Below are 18,246 nucleotides of genomic sequence, written 5' to 3' on the forward strand. Positions count from 1 at the left end.
AAGCTGATTGAAATTTATGATGCAGCGGATGTTTTGGTAGGAAAGCGGGTCACATTACTGCTCTCATCAATATCTCTTACAGGATCTGCTTGCTCAGCCACAAGGCCACCCGCGCGCAGCAGCGAGGCAAAGCGGCCGTTTTTAGCGGCAAGCTCATTGAAGCTGCCGCTTTCAATAATATGACCTTTATCCAGAAACAGCACCAGATCAGCATTGCGGACAGTTGAGAGACGGTGCGCAATGATAAAGGTTGTGCGGTCTGAACTCAGGTCATCAATCGCCTGTTTGACCATGCCTTCAGTTTCAACATCAAGTGCCGAGGTTGCCTCATCCAGCACCAGGATAGGTGCATCTTTGAGAATAGCGCGGGCAATTGCCAGGCGCTGTCGTTCACCGCCTGAGAGCTGTGAACCACGTTCACCGGCAACTGTGTCATAGCCTTCGCTTTTGGCGAGGATGAAGTCGTGGGCAGCGGCAGCCTTAGCCGCGGCATGGATTTCTTCATTGGTCGCATCCAGTGCGCCAATGCGGATATTGTCTTCAATCGAGCGGTTAAACATACCCGCATCCTGAAACACTGTTGCCATTGATTTACGTAAAGATGCACGGCTGACAGTGCGGGTATCGGTGCCATCAATAGTAATGTGGCCAGCCACAGGATCGTAAACACGCTGCAGCAGATTGATCAATGTGGTTTTACCTGCACCTGTAGGGCCGACAATGGCAATGGTCTGGCCTGCTTTGGCAGTGAAGGAAATGTCATAAACACCCTGACCTGAATTGCGGAACTCATAGGTAACCTTGTCAAACACCACATCACCCTGCACATCGCTGAGATCATGTACGGCATGCGGCTCTTCATGAGCGGCAACAGCATCTTCCATCGCGAAAAATTCTTCAAGCTTGGCGCGGGAAGAGGCGGTCTGGTTGATGAAGTTGCTGATCTGGTCAAGACGGGAGATCATCAGCTGGGCAAAGCCGATAAAGGTAATAACCTCACCAACACGCAACTGGCCTTTGGATACCAGATAGGCACCGATCAGCAGTACAATGACCATGGAAATGGTTGAGGCCATCCGGTTCAAACCGCTGGCAAGCGCCCACCAGTTCAGCACCGGACGCTGGGTTTTTTCCAGAGTGGCTGCATATTCACGCAAGGCTCCGGCTTCCGAATTGATACGGTTATAGCTCTGCAGAACAGAAATATTGCCGATTGTATCGCTGATATGCTCAAAAACCTTGTGATGGTGGCGCTCTACAGCAGCCTGTCCGTCTTTGGTCTTTTGAATAACCAGCTGGCCGATCATCATGTAGATCGCACCAAGCACAATCAATACTAATGTGAGGCGGGCATCCATGCTGAGTGCGGTTGGTATCAGCACTGCCAAAGCCACGATTGTGGTCAGGTGGTTGCGCATGAATTCCAGCCACAGTGTGAATAATGTATCGGTTGCGCGGATCAGTGTATGCAAGGCATTGGAGGTGCCGCGGCTCTGATGCCATGCCAGCGGCATGGTAATAATGCCCTCATAGGAATTGGTCAGCACGCTGAGGCGGCGTTTATGCGCCAGCCTGTCTGCACCACGCGCTACCAGCACCACAGCGATAATGTTGAACACACCAAGGCCAGCCCAAAGCGCAAGAGTTGGGATAATCACTGTTTTTTGAGAAATAGCGTCAATGACCCGTCCAAAAAGCACAGGTTCAAAAATGGTGATCACACCTAAGGCAATATTTGCCAGCACAATGAGTGCTGTTGCTGTTCTCTCAGACGAAAGATATTGCAGCGATCTCCAGTAAACACGCACAATAGACACTGGCCACTCCGGTACAATGCCTGACCGATTTTTACCGCCAGTCAGATTGCGGTTAGATTTTAACTCTTCAGTTATCGCAGTTGCAGGCAGAGGGCTGGTGTCTGCTGGGCTTAAACGCCTTTACAAGGCTTGAAGCTGGCGGGAACATGATCCTGATTGCCTGAAACTGCAATGAAAATTGGTGGTCATAAGTGGCAATTTAAGAGCTAAACCGCCCATAAATTACAACAGCTTGTAATCTACTGTGATATTTTGATGTAACTTATTGATTTGTAATGTTTAACTGCTGTGATCAGGAAAAGTTAATGGATTTAAATATTAAGTGAAAATCAGGTTATTTCAGCGGGTTTTGTGTGCTTAAAACAAAGAATCTGACCTGCAAAACAATAAAGCGCCGATAAGTGGCGTGCGATAATCTTGCATCAGCTGCGTTATAGTTGCGCCCTATGTGTTTTGCTGCTCGAATTGAAGCCTGCACAATGATAAAGGTTGTTTACAAAAAGCTGCGTCAGCAAAACACCTGTTTGCCGCAACGTCATGCCATCTAATGTTTCCATTTTATGGTAAAATGCTCTAGGAGCATGATTAAGAGAAAAAAGGCTGCATGGCGGGCAAAGTCCGGCCTGTGCAATTGTGCCTGTGATTAAGCGGAAATTTTTAAAATATGGCTGGCGTAGAACTTAAAACCGTAGATGCAGACGAAACAGGCATGCGCCTTGACCGCTGGTTCAAAGTACATTTTCCGGGGCTTGGCTTCGGACATTTGCAGAAACTGCTGCGTTCAGGCCAGATCCGTGTGGATGGTGGCCGTGCAAAAGCCGACAGCCGTTTGCAGCCGGGGCAATCTGTGCGTATTCCGCCGCTTGGTCTGGATGAAAAAAATGACAATGCACCGCTGACCGGTAAAACCATCCGTAATCAGGATGACGGTGATGTTCTCAAGAAAATGCTGATTTTTGAGAATGAGAAAGTTTATGTTTTCAACAAGCCTTCAGGTTTGGCCGTGCAGGGCGGTTCGGGGGTTGTGCGCAGTGTCGATTCGATGCTGGAAGCATGGCGTAACAAGCGTGGTGAAAAACCGCGTCTGGTGCATCGTCTCGATCGTGATACCTCCGGTGTGCTGGTGGTTGCCAAAACCCGTAGTGCCGCACAGGCTTTGACCAAAGCCTTCCGCGAACGTGACACCAAGAAAACCTATTGGGCTCTGGTTAAAGGCGTGCCACGCAAGCGTGAAGACAAGCTTTCTAACTGGATGGTCAAGGAAAGCACGCCGGATGGCGACCGGATGCGGGTTTGCCAGCATGGCGAGCCGGATTCCGATCATGCGATTTCATTTTATCGTGTGCTGGAAACCGCAGGGCAAAACCTGTCATGGTTGGAAATGGAACCGTTCACCGGTCGTACCCACCAGCTGCGTGTGCATGCCTTGCATCTCGGTCATCCGATTATCGGTGATCCTAAATATTTTGATGCGGATATTAACTGGGATTTCCCCGGCGGTGTACAGAACCGTTTGCATCTTCATGCGCGCCGCATCCGTATTCCTGATCCTGCGGGCAAAGGCATTATTGATGTAACCGCACCGCTGCCGCCGCATATGGTGCAGTCGTGGAACCTGCTCGGCTTTGATGCTGATGAGGTTAAAGACTAAAGCTAAACAACCTGATGCGCTCACTCTGAAAAGGCTGAGCGCATCATGGTGCCAAGACATTTCAATTCAAATTTCGATTTATGTGCCTCCTGAAAATGCAGGTGATTTTCAGGTCGCGCTCTGAACAGGCAGGAATAAGCATGGCTACGGGGAGTGCGCCCAAAGGGGGATTGGCCGCAGGGCAGCTGGGAACAGGCTATGAGCGCCGCTCAACCATAGACAGTATGGGTGTGGCGCTGATGCTGTTTATCTGCGTCAGCTGGGGAATGAATCAGGTTGCCATTAAAATCGGTAATGATGGTTTTAACCCGATGTATATGGCAGCTGCGCGCTCGTTCACCGGTGGTTTGCTGGTGTTTCTGTGGTGCTGGTTCCGCGGTATTACCCTGTTTCAGAATGATAAAACTCTGATACCGGGGCTTATTATCGGCTGTTTGTTCGGTCTTGAATTTGTGCTCATTTTTGCCGGTCTGGACATGACCAGTGCTGGCCGTTCGACCCTAATGATCAATACGATGCCGTTTTGGGTGGCAATCGGCGCGCATTTTTTGCTTGGCGAGCGTATCCGCCCTCTGACATTTGTGGGTATGGTGGTTGCTTTTAGCGGCGTGATACTTGTGCTGTCAGACGAATTGTCGATGCCGGGTGAGAATGCGATTTATGGTGATATTCTCTGTCTGATTTCCAGTATTTTCTGGGCTGCAACCACATTGGTGATTAAAAAATCAACGTTAAATGATGCCGCACCGGAAAAGACGCTGCTTTATCAGCTGTTAATTGCCTCAATCGTGCCATTGCCGTTTGCGCCAATGCTGGGCGATGCCGTGCGCGATCCGACCATGCTGACCTATGCGTCTTTTGTATTTCAGGCTGCATTTATTGTGGCTTTTACCTATCCGCTATGGTTCTGGATGATACGCCGCTATCCGGCTTCAGCACTCTCGAATTTTGCGCTGCTGATTCCGGCATTTGGTGTGATGCTCAGTGGATTTGTGCTGGGTGAGCCGATGAGCTGGAAGCTGTTTGCAGCGCTCGGTTTGATTGCTGGGGGCTTGTTCATTGCCAATTATGCGCAGCGTGTTGCAGTGCGCAAAGCGGTTTTGCAAGTGGATACGCAAAACGCCATTCAAAATGCCAATCAAAATAATGGGCATGCCAAAGCGATGCAGGAGAAACATCTGTCATGAAGCTGGTATTATTTGATTGTGACGGAACACTGGTCGACAGCGCCGGTATAATTCATCGCTGTATGGCGCAGACTTTTACGGCCGCTGGCATCAAGGCGCCGGAGCTGCATGAGACGCAGGAAATTATCGGACTATCACTTAATCTGGCGATCTCGCAGCTTTCAGGCATAGCGATGGGCTCAGAGGTTGAAAATCTGACGCAAGCTTATAAAGACGAATTTACAGCCATGCGTCAGCAAGCTGATTTTGATGAGCCGCTTTATGACGGTATTGCAGAGTTGATTGCTGAGCTTGCTACACAGGAAGACGTGCTGCTCGGTATGGTAACCGGCAAGTCGCGCCGTGGTGTGCATTATGTGATGGCACGCCATGGTTTTGAAAAACAATTTCATGTTTCGCGTTGTGCGGATGATTGTCCGTCCAAGCCACATCCGGCGATGGTGTTGGAATGCTGCGCAGAGATGGGGTGTGATCCGTCCCGTACCTTTGTTATCGGCGACACAACTTATGATATGATGATGGCATGCAGTGCCGGTGCAACTGCAGTGGGAGTGGCATGGGGCTATCACAGTTCCGGTCGCTTGAGTGATGCTGGTGCAGCAGCCATATTGCAGCATCCGTCAGATTTATTGGCATATATCAAAGATGGCTCTATCTGCTCACTGCCTGCCAACTGTTAATCGAGCCAAATATTTAGGAAATACTATGCGTGATATTCTGTCAGATATTGAACAGGCCAAACTTGATCATGATGCGATGTTGTCTGACCCCGATCCGGTCATACGTGCGCAAAAGCAGATGCTGACGCCGTTGCCAAAGCGTTTTTATAAAGAGGCGGGTGTTGGTGCGGTCGATGGCGGCTTCGCGGTTTTGCTTGATGGCAAGCAGGTTAATACGCCGCTGCGCAATAAGCTGATACTGCCAACAGAAGCGGCTGCAAAAATTGTGGCAGAGGAATTTGCACGACAGGACACCCATATTGATCCTGCTGATATGCCGACAACGCGGCTGGTCAATACGGCGATTGATGGTGTGGCAACAGAAACCCAAGCCGTGCTGGAAGAGATTTTACGTTTTGCCGGTAGTGATTTACTGTGCTACCGCGCTGAAAATCCGCAAGGGCTGGTGCAGCGTCAGCGTGAAAACTGGGATCCGGTGCTGGATTGGGCGGCAACGCTTGGTGCCTCTTTTGAGGTAACAGAAGGCTTGATGCATGTGGCGCAGCCACGGGAAGCACTTGCTGCATTTGGTGCGCATTTGCGCCTGATTACCGATCCGCTGGCGCTGGCTTCTTTGCATGTGATGACCACATTATGTGGGTCAGCTATCACCGGTCTGGCGCTGTATAAGGGTGCCATTGATGTGGATACGGCTTGGAAAGTTGCTCATATTGATGAAGACTGGACAAATGACCAGTGGGGCGCTGATGAAGAGGCTATTATACGCCGTACCTATCGTGAGCGTGAAATCCGCGCTGCCGATGCATTGGTAAAAGCATTGTAAAATACTCTGATTTCAAAGATGTAGAAGCCGTATCGTTATAAATGATGCGGCTTTTTTATTTGTAATGAATTCTATAATATATAATATAATCAATGTTTTATGATTTATTCTTGCTGTGTTGAATCATTGTTGAGATTATAAAAAACCCCGCCGTTAAAGCGGGGTTTTTTGATTGTTAATTGCTAGAGCGGGTAACACTCAGCTTGGATCGCAGCGCTCGCTCTGGATTTTATAGTTATCGCATTGTCATACCCATCAAGCTGATTCAACTTGATGGTGAAATGCTCTAGAGCATTTCGTAGTCCAATGGAATCATTGGGCGGCCACGATAATGCGTAAAAACAATAAGTAGAGCGGATTACATGATCCAATTTAAACGTAAACCGCTCTAAATCCAAAATGAGTTAGCAAGAGTAATACATATCGAATTCAACCGGATGTGGTGCCATTTCATAGCGCATCACTTCCTGCATCTTCAGTTCGATGAAGCTGTCGATCTGATCATCACTGAACACATCGCCGGCTTTAAGGAAGGCGCGATCTTTGTCGAGGCTCTGGAGCGCTTCACGCAATGAGCCGCAAACGGTGGGGATCTTTTTCAGTTCCTTGGCTGGCAGATCATAGAGATCTTTATCCATTGCCTGACCGGGATGGATTTTGTTTTTGATACCATCAAGACCGGCCATCAAAATCGCAGCAAAGCAATAATACGGGTTTGCTGTCGGATCCGGGAAGCGTACTTCCAGACGCTTGGCTTTTGGCGAGTTGCCAAGTGGAATACGGCAAGAAGCCGAACGATTGCGCGCGGAATAGGCCAGCAATACCGGTGCTTCATAACCCGGAACCAGACGCTTGTAAGAGTTGGTTGAAGGGTTGGTGAATGCGTTCAGTGCTTTGGCATGTTTGATCACACCACCAATGAAAAACAGGCAGCTTTCTGAAAGACCGGCATATTCATTACCGGCAAAAGTAGGCTTGCCATCTTTCCAGATCGACACATGCACATGCATACCCGAGCCATTATCACCGAAAATCGGCTTTGGCATGAAGGTTGCCGTTTTGCCATAAGCATTGGCGGTCTGATGAACTACATATTTGAACAGCTGCATCTTGTCGGCATTGGCAACAAGCGTATCAAATTTTACACCGAGCTCGTGCTGCGCAGCAGCCACTTCGTGGTGATGTTTTTCAACTGTTACGCCCATTTCTGACAATATGGTCAGCATTTCCGAGCGCATATCCTGACAGCTGTCGATTGGCGGAACAGGGAAGTAACCACCTTTAACGCGCGGACGGTGCCCCATATTGCCGGTTTCATAATCGGTGTCATCATTGGATGGCAGTTCGTTTGAATCGAGCTTGAAACCGGTATTGTAAGGGTCGTTCTTGTATTTCACATCATCGAAGATGAAGAACTCGGCTTCAGGACCGATATAAACAGTGTCACCGATACCCAGCGCCTTGACATAGGCTTCAGCCTTTTTGGCAGTGCCGCGCGGATCGCGATTATATGTTTCGCCAGTAACCGGATCAAGAATATCGCACAGCAGAACCAGTGTGGAAGCGGCAAAGAACGGATCCATATGGGCGGAAGCAGGGTCCGGCATCAGAACCATGTCGGATTCATTGATGGCCTTCCAGCCGCCAATGGAGGAGCCGTCAAACATAACGCCATCAGTAAACATTTCATCGTCGACCATGCCGACATCCATAGTTACATGGTGTAATTTACCCTTTGGATCGGTAAAGCGCAGATCGACGAACTTAACGTCGTTGTCAGAAATCAGTTTGAGAATGTCATGGGCGGTCGTCATATGCATATTTCCTATTAAACGACGTTAAACAGTGAAAATAAGAGCCAGTTTTGCACAGATCGTAGTTGTGCAAGTCAGATGTAGCTTTGCGTTTGTCAGATAGCTTCAGGGCCGGTTTCGCCGGTACGGATACGGATAACTTCTTCAATATTGGAGATGAAGATTTTACCGTCACCGATACGGCCGGTTTGGGCGGCTTTGCGGATGGCTTCAACTGCGGCGTCAACCGCATCATCGGCAACTACAACCTCGATTTTTACCTTTGGCAGAAAATCGACAACATATTCAGCACCACGATAAAGCTCTGTGTGGCCTTTCTGCCGCCCGAAGCCCTTGGCCTCCAATACGGTAATCCCTTGCAGGCCAACCTCCTGAAGCGCTTCTTTTACTTCATCAAGTTTGAAAGGCTTAATGATAGCTTCGATTTTTTTCATCAGAATGCAGCCTCCGTTCGCTTTCCCGTTCTTCACGGGTGTTATCAGGAGTATAAGCATAAATCATGCCAAAATGATGTGACTTGGTAATATAGAGCATGTTTTTTTAAAAAAGGTTCATTTGCATATGTTTGATTTGCATTCCTCTTCATAAGGCATTGTAATTATTGCTTGTTTAATATGGTCATTGACAGGCGCAGTTTACTGGCTGAAGTTTTTGATCGAAATATGCCTGATTTCAGGGCAGTTTTTATAATTTATAAGTTTGAAATTTATTTTTAAAAACTTTGAATGTCTGGTTTTGCCTAAATAAATGGCACTTTGCCTAAAAATAAGGCGGGAGGTATTCGTTGTGTTGGCGATTACAGGTGGACGTGAAAAGTTGTTGTGAGGCTTTATGATTGAATTGCTGACACCAAATGAAATGCAGCTGGCTGACAGGTTAACGATTGATAGCGGTATAGATGGCTACGCCTTGATGCAGAGGGCTGGAGAGGCGGTTTCCCAGACGATAGTCGCGCAATGGCCGGATACCAAAATTGTTGCCGTATTATGTGGAACCGGTAGCAATGGCGGTGATGGCTATATTACTGCGCGCCTGCTTAAGGTGGCTGGTTATCAGGTCACTTGTTTTACAGCGGGCAGGTCTGCGCCGCAGTCTTATTCAGAGCGCGCTCAGAGAGATTATGTGGCTGATGAGGGGGTGATCATGCCGCTTGAGACTTTTAAAGCGGATGAGTTTCAGCTGATCATTGATGCATTGTTGGGTACAGGACTGACAAGAAATGTTGAGGGTAAAATTGCGGCCTGCATTGATGAAGTGAACAGCTGCAATAAGCCTGTCTGTGCTATAGATTTACCAAGCGGAGTTTCAGGTAAAAGTGGTCAGCCTATGGGGATAGCTGTTAAAGCTGATCTTACTGTTACGTTTTTTCGTAAGAAACCCGGCCATGTTTTGCAGCCTGGCCGAGCGCTGTGTGGAGTAATCCGTCTTTGTGATATCGGCATTGAGGCTGAGGTACTTGAACAGATCAAACCGATTTTATTTGAAAGCTGGCCGAATTTATGGGGCGCTTTATTACCGGATCATAATCCGGATAGTAATAAATTTCGTCGTGGTCATGTTGCAGTTTTTTGCGGAAATGTGTGGAGCACAGGAGCGGCGCGCTTAAGTGCAACGGGTGCGGCGCGCAGTGGCGCAGGGCTGGTTACTGTTGTTGCGCCGGAAAATGCTCTGACGGTGCTGGCGTCACATTTAACAAGCATCATGATTGAGCCGCTGGGCAATGATACAGAAAAACTGGACACGGATGTTTTGAGTTTTTTCAAGCGGAGGAAGGTTAAGGCTGCAGTTCTGGGGCCCGGTTTCGGGGATCAGGAGCGCGCAAAACGACTGGTCTATACCGTATTGCAATCAAAAACAGAAGATTCTGACTTGAAAACACTGGTGCTCGATGCCGATGCGATTACCGCTTTCAAAGACCATCCGCTGGTACTTTTTGCAGCGATTGAAAAATCCGGACTTCAGTTGGTTATCACTCCGCATGAGGGTGAATTTCAGCGGTTGTTTGGTAATTTTGTTAAAGGTAAGGACAAGGTTGAACAGGCCCGTGAAGCAGCGCGTCTTAGCCATAGTATTGTGATTTATAAAGGGGCGGATACTGTAATTGCAGCTCCTGACGGCAGAGCTGTTATTAACGGCAATGGTAATGTGCTGCTGGCCACAGCCGGTTCTGGCGATGTATTGACCGGAATTATCGCGAGTTTTTGTGCTCAGGGCATGCCGGTTTTTGCTGCCGCTTGTGCTGCGGTGTGGATGCATGCGGAAACTGCAGAGTGCTTTGAGGAGCTGTCGCCCGCAGGAATGATGGCAGAAGATATATCGCAAATGTTGCTCAAGGTTTGGGCGAGACTACGTGAGATGGCAACTCCATCCCCATCCCCATCGACCTGATGGAAAACGTCTTCGATTTTTCTGAATCTGCCCGATATATTTAACTTGTTGCATTTAATAGCTGCACTGTCCTCCTGTTCAGGCAGAATGGGAGGACAGTGCAATTTTAGATCAATATCAGATAGGTGGGTGATGCCGGAGTTTACTCGGCAGCAATGGTTTTATGATCGGGACGGCGTTCCAGCAATTCTTTGAGAAACTGTCCTGTATAGGAGCGCGGTTCTGCCGCAATGTCTTCAGGGCGGCCGGTTGCAACAATCTCACCGCCGCCATCGCCACCTTCAGGGCCTAAATCAAGTACCCAATCTGCGGTTTTAATAACTTCAAGATTATGCTCGATCACGGCAACAGTATTGCCCTGATCGACCAGCTCATGCAGAACTTCAAGCAGTTTTGCTACGTCATGAAAGTGCAGGCCGGTGGTCGGCTCATCAAGAATATACAAGGTTTTACCGGTTGCGCGGCGTGACAGTTCCTTGGCCAGCTTAACACGCTGGGCTTCACCACCAGACAGGGTTGTGGCCTGCTGACCGATCTTGATATAGCCAAGGCCGACACGATTCAGCGTTTCCATCTTGTCGCGGATGCTCGGCACGGCTGAGAAAAATTCTGCACCTTCCTCAACTGTCATATCGAGTACGTCGGCAATGCTTTTGCCTTTAAACAGCACTTCCAGCGTTTCGCGGTTATAGCGCTTACCGTCGCAGACATCACAAGTTACATAGACATCCGGCAGGAAGTGCATTTCAATCTTGATAACGCCGTCCCCCTGACAGGCCTCGCAGCGCCCGCCCTTAACGTTAAACGAAAACCGGCCCGGTTTGTAACCGCGGGCTTTGGCTTCAGGCAGACCTGCAAACCAATCGCGCATAGGGGTGAATGCGCCGGTATATGTTGCCGGATTGGAGCGCGGTGTGCGGCCAATCGGTGACTGGTCAATATCAATCACTTTATCCAGCAGTTCCAAGCCTTCAATATGATCATGCTCTGCCGGATGCTCACGTGAGCCCATAATCTTGCGGGAGGCGGCCTTATACAGCGTTTCGATCAGGAATGTGGACTTGCCACCACCGGAAACGCCGGTAACAGCGGTAAAGGTGCCAAGCGGAATTTCACCGCTGACATTTTTAAGGTTATTGGCACGCGCTCCAACCACTTTAATGCGGTTGGTTTTAGAGATTTTACGTCGTTCACCCGGCACCGCAACCTGCAATTTACCGGAAAGATATTTACCGGTCAGCGAGTTCGGGTTGTTCATCACATCGGCAGGTGTGCCCTGAGCAATAATCTGGCCGCCATGTATGCCCGCTTCAGGGCCGATATCGACAACATAATCGGCCGTAAGAATTGCATCTTCATCATGCTCAACCACAATAACCGTATTGCCGAGATCACGCAAATGACGCAGGGTTTCAAGCAGGCGGGCATTGTCGCGCTGATGCAAGCCGATAGAGGGTTCATCGAGCACGTAAAGCACACCGGTAAGTCCGGAGCCGATCTGGGAGGCTAAGCGGATACGCTGGCTTTCACCGCCCGAAAGCGTGCCGGAATTGCGCGATAATGACAGATAGTCCAGACCAACATCATTGAGAAAGCGCAGCCGTTCACGAATTTCTTTTAAAATACGTGCGGCGATTTCATTTTGCTTGTCGGTGAATTGCAGGTGGATGGTACCAAACCAGCTATCAGCATTACGGATCGACATTTCTGTGAGCTGGCCGACATGCAGGCCGCCAATTTTAACTGCCAGTGCTTCCGGCTTCAGGCGGTAGCCTTTACACGCAGGGCAGGGCGTGGCCGACATATAGCGCTCAATCTCTTCACGCGACCAGTTGGAATCGGTTTCCTTCCAGCGGCGTTGAAGATTGGGGATCACACCTTCAAAGGTTTTGGTTGTTTCATAAGACCGTGCACCGTCTTTATAAACAAAAGTGATTTCTTTGCCCTTTGTGCCGGAAAGAACGGCCTTTTTGGCTTCTTCAGACAAGTCCTGCCATTTGTCAGTCATTTTGAACTGAAAAGCTTTGCCGAGAGCTTCGAGTGTCTGGTTGTAATATGGCGAGCTGGATTTAGCCCAAGGCGCAATCGCGCCATCTTTCATACGCAGTGTTTCATCCGGCACAATCAGATTGGGGTCAATAGCCTGCTGGGCGCCAAGACCATCGCAGGTCGGGCAGGCACCGAAAGGATTGTTGAACGAGAACAATCGCGGCTCAATCTCGGCAATGGTAAAACCGGACACCGGACAGGCAAATTTTTCCGAGAACAACATGCGTTCATGGGTGTCGTTTTTCGACTTGTTCACACTGTCTGCTGCAGTTTCTTCAGGTGGCAATGGCTTGTCGGCAAATTCCGCAATCGCCAGACCTTCCGCCAGCTGCAGGCAGGTTTCAAGGCTGTCGGCAAGGCGTGATGCAAGATCAGGACGTACCACCACGCGGTCAACCACAACATCGATATCGTGCTTGTATTTTTTGTCCAATGCCGGCGCATCAGCGATTTCATAAAAAGCGCCATCAATTTTGACGCGCTGAAAGCCCTTTTTCTGCAATTCGGCGAGTTCTTTGCGGTATTCACCTTTACGGCCGCGCACAATCGGCGCCATGATGAAAAGCCGTGTGCCTTCTTCAAAGGTCATAACGCGGTCAACCATCTGGCTGACGGTCTGGCTTTCAATCGGCAGCCCTGTGGCGGGCGAATAAGGCACACCAACGCGCGCAAATAACAGACGCAGATAATCGTATATCTCTGTGACAGTGCCAACGGTAGAGCGCGGATTGCGGCTGGTGGTTTTTTGCTCAATAGAAATTGCAGGTGACAGACCATCGATCTGATCCACGTCAGGCTTTTGCATCATTTCCAAAAACTGGCGTGCATAAGATGACAGGCTCTCGACATAGCGGCGCTGACCTTCTGCATAGATGGTGTCAAAGGCCAGCGATGATTTGCCTGAGCCGGAAAGACCGGTCATGACAATCAGCTTGTCGCGCGGGAGATCAATGTCGATATTTTTGAGATTATGTTCGCGGGCACCGCGAATGGAGATAAATTTTTGATCGCTCATCAGCATTTTGCCTGCGGTTGGTACGAAACGGGGGATGTCGGAAGCTAGAGCGTTTTTACTTTTATTTGAAGTAGAAAAACCGCTCTATCTGTTTGTTTAAACGCAGTTTCGGACGGAAAGCCGGTTCCCACTTTTCCTGAAACTGCTCTAGCATTGGGGCAGGGTTTGTCTGTCCGCAACCGAAACTCTGACACTTATATAAGAATGTTCCGCGTAATCTCAATGACAGCCACAATAACTGGCGAGGACTGGCCAGAGCTTGGTGGTCATCCAGATGATTCATTACTGTGCATCGTGGTGTTATACACTCAGGGCGCCTTCATAGTTTATAGAACAAAATATGAACTTAAGTCCAGCAGGATTTTATAATTTTCAAAGCAAAATTGTCTGTTTACTCTAAGTCTCAGAAATGACGATGTAATATAATGTGAAAAAAGCCGAGTTGACGGTTATGCGCCAGGCAGGCACACTTAACTTGTCTTCAGTGCTAGCGGAGGAAAGGGCGAGAGCCTCGGATTACTGAAGACAGGTCTGAAAGCCAAGCTGGAACTGTTACAGTTCCATGCAAACAGGAGGAATATAAGGATGAGTCCACCTGATCATGCATGACGGTCTGACCGTCGAATTCTATGTTTTTTCGATGCTACCGGATTCTTGTGACAACACAGCATGATGGTTCTGAAGACTGTAGCTGAATGCTATAGATGTGGTTTGGGACAGCTGGTCATATATGAAAGTTGAAGTGTGGTTTATCTGAAAAAGCAAAAATTTAGCCTTTTTGCAGATATTTTCGCACCAAATAGGTGTTTATCTGAAAATTTATCGGTGAATGACTACCGGTATAATGGGTCAAACCCAATCAAAAGCCCTGCGCGCCAAAACAAGTGAGCGGCAGGGCATTTTTCTACCGTTTCATATTTCTGTATTATTTCAAAGCTATAGATTGCTTTGCTAAAAAAGAGATTCATCTTTTATAGCGAGCGGTTGTCTGCGCGCATCATTGACAGATTGTCGCTTGGTACCTTCCTTGTTGCGGTAGACCGCTTATCGCTTTATTCGATGCTGTAGTTGAAAATTATGCAGCACGATTGAGACCCTGATGAACCTTGATACCACAGCCCTGAATGCAGCTTTAACAGATATTGATAATAAGTCGGTGTCTGGCAGTTCTGCCGCTCTAAAAAAGGGGCTGGATGATTATGCGGCTGCATTAGAGCAGGATATGGATGGTGAGGGCTGTCATCCGCTGTTTCGCAATGTGCCATCTTCTGTTGGTTTCAATAAATTACGCAAGCGTTTGTTGCGGCAGACCCGTCAGGCGATGGATGATTTTTCCATGGTGCGTGAAGGTGATCGCTGGCTGGTTGCGCTATCGGGTGGTAAAGATTCTTATGCGTTGATTGCATTGCTGCTTGATTTAAAATGGCGCGGTTTGCTGCCGGTTGAACTGCTAGCCTGTAATCTTGATCAGGGGCAGCCTAATTTTCCAAAACATATTCTGCCGGATTATCTGACAAGAAATCAAATTCCACATCGTATTGAATATAAAGATACCTATTCGATCGTGACGGAAAAAGTGCCGGAAAATCAAACTTATTGTGCATTATGCTCACGATTGCGGCGCGGCAATCTCTATCGTGTGGCGCGCGAGGAGGGCTGCTCTGCATTGGTGCTTGGGCATCACCGCGAGGATATTCTGGAAACCTTTTTCATGAATCTTTTCCATGGCGGTCGATTGGCTGCCATGCCGCCCAAACTACTCAATGATGAAGGTGATCTGATGCTGTTACGGCCTTTGGCCTATGTGGCGGAAGAAGATCTGGCGAAATTTGCGGTGGCTATGGAGTTTCCGATCATTCCTTGTGATCTGTGCGGCAGTCAGGATGGTTTGCAGCGTAATATGATGAAGGCAATGCTTGCAGATATTGAAAAGAGGATGCCCGGACGCAAAGAAACTATGATCCGCGCTCTAGCTAATACCCGGCCAAGCCATTTGCTTGACCGCAAGATTTTTGATTTCGCCGGACTATTCACTACGGACACTGCGCCAGAGTAATTTCATTATCTTTAAAAAAGAAAACCGCTTTATTTATTCGTTTTATGCGCATGGAAATAAGGGTGTATAATGATTGATAGTCAAGAGATTAACTGGTTGGCTGATTTGCTCAGTGCAACCGCTGACAGTGAAATTCTGCCGCGTTTTCGACGGCTTGATAGTGGTGATATCCGCCAGAAATCCTCTGCTGCCGATCTGGTTACAGAGGCGGATATTCAATCTGAAAAAGTGATAACTGCTGCGTTGCGCGAGCGTTTTCCTCAGGCCATGATTGTTGGTGAAGAGGCCTGTAGCGATAATCCTGCATTGCTGGACGGTTTGAGCACTGCTGATCTGGCTTTTACCATTGATCCGGTTGATGGCACATTTAACTTTGCTTCTGGCGTGCCACTGTTTGGCGTGATGTTGTCGGTCAATATCAAGGGTGAAACCGTTGCCGGTATTATTTATGACCCGATGGGGCGTGACTGGCTGATCGGAGTTAAAGGGGCGGGCAGTTATATCCGCCGCATGGATGGCAGTGAACATAAAATACATGTCGCAACGGCGCCTGCACTGGAGCAGATGACGGGTTGTGTTTCATGGCAATATTTGCCAGAGCCGGAGCGCTCGATTGTGGCTGGTAATCAGGCTAAATTCTTATCGCATCTGGGCTATCGCTGTGCCGCGCATGAATATCGGGTGATTGCGACTGGCTCAGCGCATTTTGCTGTTTATAACAAGCTGATGCCGTGGGATCATCTGCCGGGAAATCTGATCCAGCAAGAAGCTGGCGGATATACGGCGCGGCTTGATGGCAGTGCATATAAGCCTGGCCACCTAGATGGCGGATTAATAATCGCGCCTGATAAAGACAGCTGGCAAGCCATTAAACAGGCTTTGTGGCAGATATAGTTATAAAAAACCCCGCTTAAAGCGGGGTTTTTTTAATGAATGTTTTTTGGATTATTTTTCAATCATATGTTGCGGTGAAGGTGAAACTGCTCGAAACAATTTGCCCTTTTCTGCAACCAGTACAAAGACCATAGCAATGGCACCAACGCTGAAATAACCCAGCGACATTGGCACAGTAGTACCGTCAAATGATTGTCCGATAACAGTGCCGATTGCGGCGCCGGTCAGCGATTGTACAAAACCAAGGACGGAAGAGGCGGTGCCGGCAACCTGGCCAAGCGGTTCCATTGCCAAGGCATTGAAATTACCGCCGATTGATCCGAAGCAGAACATGATCAGTGCAAAAATAACGATATAAATCGGGAATGGCACCGGCCCATCCAGCATAGCGGAAAGCAGCAGTAACAGAAAGCTGAGGCTGATAAAGGTGATCAGCAATGTCTGCGATATTCTGCGCATACCATAACGCCCGACCATGCGAGAATTGAGGAATGCAGACAGTGCCATGAAGGCTGCAACACCGGCAAAAGCTATTGGGAAGCCTTTGCCCAGATCATAAATGCCTACATAAATCTGCTGCGCAGAATTGATGAAGCCAAATAGTGAGCCGAGCATGAAAGATGCAGCCATCGTGTAGCAAAATGCGGTGCGGTTACCGAGCACAATACCAAAGCCGCTGATAATCGAGCCAGCTGTGAACGGGCGGCGATTTTCAGGTGCTAATGTTTCAGGCAGGCGCATATAGGCCCAGAACCCGATAACACAGGCAAAAAACGCCATGAATCCGAAAATCATATGCCATTCACTAAACAGCATAATGATCTGGCCAGTTGCTGGCGCAATCACCGGAACAATCATGAATACCATCATTGCCAATGACATAATCTCAGCCATTGCGCGGCCGGAATAGCGATCGCGGACGATTGAAACCGCCATAACGCGCGTGGAAGCCGCGCCAATACCTTGCAGAAAGCGCAGAGCTAGCAGCGAGTTAAAATCAGGCACCCATACGCAAGCGAGAGAAGTGGCAACATAAATGCCGATACCGATCAGCAATGGTTTTTTGCGGCCAAAACGGTCACTGATCGGGCCGTAGAATAATTGGGAGACTGCAAAGCCGAGCAGATAGATAGAGATCACATATTGATGGTGATTGGCGGTTAACACGCCCAGCGATGAGCCGATCTCAGAGAGTGCCGGCAGCATCACGTCAATGGCTAAAGCATTGATAGCCATTAATGCGGCCATCAGCGCAATAAATTCCGCTTTGGAAAGTTTAAAGCCGGCAGCGGAGGCTATGCCGGATTCAGGTAATTTGCCTGAAGCTTGTTCATTCTTCATGTTATTGTCATGCCTTGTCCGGTCATGCGCATCACCGGATTAGAAAAATACGTTTGCAATTCAGCTGTTTATTCAGGATGGGGCAATATTGCCGTCATTCACTGAAGTGCTGAATTATTTCAGAAGCTGCGTCCGGTTCTGAAATAAACTTGCAGAAATAGTCTGATGTCCGCAGAGCATCATAATAAAGACGAAAGCCGTGAATCTTTAAATAAGAGACAGGGGCGTTCGCAATTTTGTGACCTGTAGTAACAGGCAGGAATATTTGCCAAATATATGAGATTTACAGCGCCTGTGCTGCGCTTGAGTTGGCAAATATCTTTGAAATTGAGTAGTCGGGTAAACTAGAGCGGGTAACGTTCAGGTTGGATCACAGCGCTCGCTCTAGATTTTAGCTTTTTCGCATTGTCATACCTATCAAGTTGATTCAACTTGATAGTGAAATGCTCTATCGGGGCGATATCGATGTTATTCGTTTCAATAAAGCGAAGCAGTTTTAAGTAACTATAGGGAACAACATATAGAGATTTG

11 protein-coding genes and 1 pseudogene are annotated in these 18,246 nt (G+C 48.4%); 7 read left to right on the forward strand and 5 right to left on the reverse strand.

What is annotated here, in order from left to right:
- Nucleotides 1-14 precede the first annotated feature (14 nt).
- On the reverse strand, nt 15-1,817 hold the full coding sequence (locus MP213Fo_RS13325) for a glucan ABC transporter ATP-binding protein/ permease (RefSeq protein ID WP_421089452.1): 1,803 nt from the start codon (nt 1,815-1,817) through the stop codon (nt 15-17).
- 664 nt (nt 1,818-2,481) lie between these two features.
- On the opposite strand from MP213Fo_RS13325, the gene MP213Fo_RS13330 reads away from it, so the two are divergent.
- The 4 genes and pseudogenes from MP213Fo_RS13330 to MP213Fo_RS13345 all read left to right on the forward strand — a co-directional run bounded on the left by MP213Fo_RS13330 (nt 2,482) and on the right by MP213Fo_RS13345 (nt 6,158).
- On the forward strand, nt 2,482-3,468 hold the full coding sequence (locus MP213Fo_RS13330; protein ID WP_421089453.1) for an RluA family pseudouridine synthase: 987 nt from the start codon (nt 2,482-2,484) through the stop codon (nt 3,466-3,468).
- A gap of 140 nt (nt 3,469-3,608) precedes the next feature.
- Nucleotides 3,609-4,553: pseudogene (locus MP213Fo_RS13335) on the forward strand (DMT family transporter); the annotation flags it as partial.
- A gap of 98 nt (nt 4,554-4,651) precedes the next feature.
- Nucleotides 4,652-5,335 carry an HAD-IA family hydrolase gene (locus MP213Fo_RS13340; RefSeq protein ID WP_421089454.1) on the forward strand — a complete coding sequence of 228 codons (684 nt, stop codon included), beginning with the start codon at nt 4,652-4,654 and terminating at the stop codon, nt 5,333-5,335.
- Between the two features lie 25 nt (nt 5,336-5,360).
- Nucleotides 5,361-6,158: an ATP12 family chaperone protein gene (locus MP213Fo_RS13345; RefSeq protein WP_421089455.1), complete on the forward strand. Its 798-nt coding sequence runs from the start codon at nt 5,361-5,363 to the stop codon at nt 6,156-6,158.
- Between the two features lie 404 nt (nt 6,159-6,562).
- On the opposite strand, the gene glnA is transcribed toward MP213Fo_RS13345, so the two are convergent.
- Nucleotides 6,563-7,972 (reverse strand): type I glutamate--ammonia ligase, encoded by a 1,410-nt coding sequence (gene glnA / locus MP213Fo_RS13350; RefSeq protein WP_421089456.1) that lies wholly within the window; start codon nt 7,970-7,972, stop codon nt 6,563-6,565.
- Nucleotides 7,973-8,067: 95 nt separating this feature from the next.
- Entirely contained in the window at nt 8,068-8,406 is a 339-nt protein-coding gene (locus MP213Fo_RS13355; protein WP_421089457.1) for a P-II family nitrogen regulator, read from the reverse strand.
- 397 nt (nt 8,407-8,803) lie between these two features.
- On the opposite strand from MP213Fo_RS13355, the gene MP213Fo_RS13360 reads away from it, so the two are divergent.
- Complete coding sequence (locus tag MP213Fo_RS13360; RefSeq protein WP_421089458.1) at nt 8,804-10,360, forward strand: NAD(P)H-hydrate dehydratase; 1,557 nt, start codon at nt 8,804-8,806, stop codon at nt 10,358-10,360.
- A gap of 142 nt (nt 10,361-10,502) precedes the next feature.
- Here the strand turns inward: MP213Fo_RS13360 and uvrA are convergent, their stop codons facing one another.
- The gene (gene uvrA / locus MP213Fo_RS13365; RefSeq protein WP_421089459.1) at nt 10,503-13,424 is read right to left on the reverse strand and encodes an excinuclease ABC subunit UvrA; all 2,922 of its coding nucleotides are present in this window, start codon (nt 13,422-13,424) and stop codon (nt 10,503-10,505) included.
- A gap of 1,222 nt (nt 13,425-14,646) precedes the next feature.
- Here uvrA and ttcA point away from each other — a divergent pair.
- On the forward strand, nt 14,647-15,480 hold the full coding sequence (gene ttcA, locus MP213Fo_RS13370; protein ID WP_421091151.1) for a tRNA 2-thiocytidine(32) synthetase TtcA: 834 nt from the start codon (nt 14,647-14,649) through the stop codon (nt 15,478-15,480).
- A 69-nt stretch (nt 15,481-15,549) separates the two neighbouring features.
- Nucleotides 15,550-16,374 (forward strand): inositol monophosphatase family protein, encoded by an 825-nt coding sequence (locus MP213Fo_RS13375; RefSeq protein ID WP_421089460.1) that lies wholly within the window; start codon nt 15,550-15,552, stop codon nt 16,372-16,374.
- A gap of 51 nt (nt 16,375-16,425) precedes the next feature.
- On the opposite strand, the gene MP213Fo_RS13380 is transcribed toward MP213Fo_RS13375, so the two are convergent.
- Nucleotides 16,426-17,715 carry a multidrug effflux MFS transporter gene (locus tag MP213Fo_RS13380; RefSeq protein WP_421089461.1) on the reverse strand — a complete coding sequence of 430 codons (1,290 nt, stop codon included), beginning with the start codon at nt 17,713-17,715 and terminating at the stop codon, nt 16,426-16,428.
- Nucleotides 17,716-18,246 lie beyond the last annotated feature (531 nt).

The organism is Pseudochrobactrum mosebachae, from assembly GCF_048914685.1.
Taxonomy (GTDB): Bacteria; Pseudomonadota; Alphaproteobacteria; order Rhizobiales; family Rhizobiaceae; genus Pseudochrobactrum.